The following is a 2,298-nucleotide window of genomic DNA, read 5'->3' on the forward strand; positions in this document are numbered from 1 at the left end:
GTTTGAGAATTACTTTCACAGCCAAAGGTGAAAATAATGGATAAGGATGCATGTTGATTGTGGTATTGCTTTAAAAATGTGTTCATTATATGTGGGTGTCAAACCAAACTGAAGTTTGAAGTATGGGAAAAAATCTGTTTATAAAGAAAAAAGTTTATACAGAGCCCCTGAGTGTATCCAGAGTATGGATATAATTACAGGGCTTTTTTGTATAAAACTGGGTCGTAACGAGGTTCCCTGAGAGGATCAGGCTTACCCTTACGGGGAGGATAATCCCTGCATAAGTACAGCAACAAGGGACGTTCCCCTTTTTCTCTGAAGAGCATTGAAACCAACTCAATCAAGGGAAGCCCACGTCCAGAAGTGTATAACATGCTTCGGATAGAAGCACTCGCCCATAAAAAAATAAATAAATATATAAATAAATGATTAGGCATAGGTCACGTGGTAAGTAGGTGAATTGTGGTGGTACAAGGGAAACCGTAAGGTATACTAATGGATTATCTGTATCTGCAAGTTTACAACTCTCTTATACATTAAATAACTGTACAAGGCAGGGGAAGAGGGAGCCAACTATGTATGAGGCTGATGTATTAGTCTAACGAGTCGGGGATGTATCTACGATACCTCTTCTCGGTTCTATTTTATTTGATAAAGGTGAAAATAAACAGAAAAGCCTGTCTCCTAAATACATAACTCTACTTATTAAAACTTAGTTCCATTTTAGAAAAATGAAAAAGAGCAAGAGGGAAAAGGGATTTAGGAGGATAGTGGACATCGTAAGACCTTCTTTCAAACTCATACCTACAAGGTTCGGGATACACCTTCGTTAGTTAATTTCCCTTCAATGTATTCTTGTCTTTTTACTTTATTGGCGAGGTGCAAATAACATTACTGAAACACCCACTAAACATATACCAGCACCTATCCAATCGTATAAATCAGGTGTTCTTTTATCAATACCCGATCCCCACAATACAGAAAGAATAATAAATACTCCTCCATAGGCAGCATATACTCTACCGAATGATGGAATGTTTGAAATGTGGCAATAACACCATATAACGCCAAGGCTAGTCCTCCGAAAGCACCCCAATAAAATGGCTTACCTTCTCTTAACCATAGCCAGATAAGATAACCTCCACCAATCTCTGCAAATCCAGCAAATATAAACAATACAATTGTGTAAATCATTTAATGCCCACCCTTGATAACTAATTAACATGGTAATTATACCGTATTCCAAGGGTAGTAAAGAACTGCATTACCCTATAACAATCAGAAGTCAAGAATCGGTATTGGTTCAGGTGTCACCGTAAGGTGCCTTCATGAGGTTTAGGTTACTCTCTTTGTTTGGTGATCTCTCCTCTATGTTTAAGCAAACTTTATTCTTATCTTAATTATTTATTGAGTTCATTTCCGGCTGAAAACGGGCAAATCTTTGTGCAAACTTTATTCTCATGAAAAAAGTTGGGTTATGCCTTTGAGGCTAGATATGGCAAGGGATGGACGTGTTTACTCGTTTCTGCAAACTTTATTCTAATTTAACATAAAATTACATTCCGAAGGTTTCCGGTACTTTTCCGGCAGACCTTCGGATTTTTTATATCCAAATTCGGTAGCGTTGAAAAGTAATTATGGATAAAATCGTAAACTCGAAATAAAGTTATACTGTTGCACCGTTGGCCTTAGTAGATTACTATTATTAATAGAATATTTTTACATATCGAGAGTGGAAATGTTGTTAAAACAAAATAAAGTTTGCAGAATGAGAAAAAAGTCTGCTTAAGAAGAAAAAAGTTTGCATAAAGTCTCGTGGGTGTATCTAGAGTATGGGTATATTCACGGGGCTTTTTTATGCTTATTATGATCTACCAAAGGTTTTTCGTAAGGATCAAGGTGCCCCTAACGGGGTGGTAATTCCTACATAAGTATAGCACAAGGGACATTCCTATCACTTTGAATAAGAAGCAGGGTCTAATTCAATAGAGGTAAGCCTACGTCCAGTAACGTGTAATACTCCCCAAGCAAGGTCTTCGCTCGTAAAAAAATATATAAATAAATATAGGTATAGGTAACGAGGTAAGTATGGGAATGACGGTGGTACAGGGGAAACCGTAAGGAATAGTAGAGTGCTTTTCTTTAATGGGAAGCCCACGTCTAGCAACGTGTAATACGCCCCAAGCAAGGTCCTCGCCCTTAAAAATAAATATATATAAATAATTAGGTATGGGGTCAGGAGGTAAGTATGGGAACGGCGGTGGTACAGGCGAAACCGTAAGGTATAGTATAGTGTTT

1 pseudogene is annotated in these 2,298 nt (G+C 37.5%); it reads right to left on the minus strand.

Features of this window, described 5'->3' with window-relative positions:
• Nucleotides 1-868 precede the first annotated feature (868 nt).
• Nucleotides 869-1,194 (minus strand): annotated as a pseudogene (locus tag Q1B07_RS26390) (YnfA family protein).
• Nucleotides 1,195-2,298: the final 1,104 nt, after the last annotated feature.

The sequence above is a fragment of the uncultured Metabacillus sp. genome (assembly GCF_947503125.1).
In the GTDB taxonomy this organism is placed as follows: domain Bacteria; phylum Bacillota; class Bacilli; order Bacillales; family Bacillaceae; genus Metabacillus.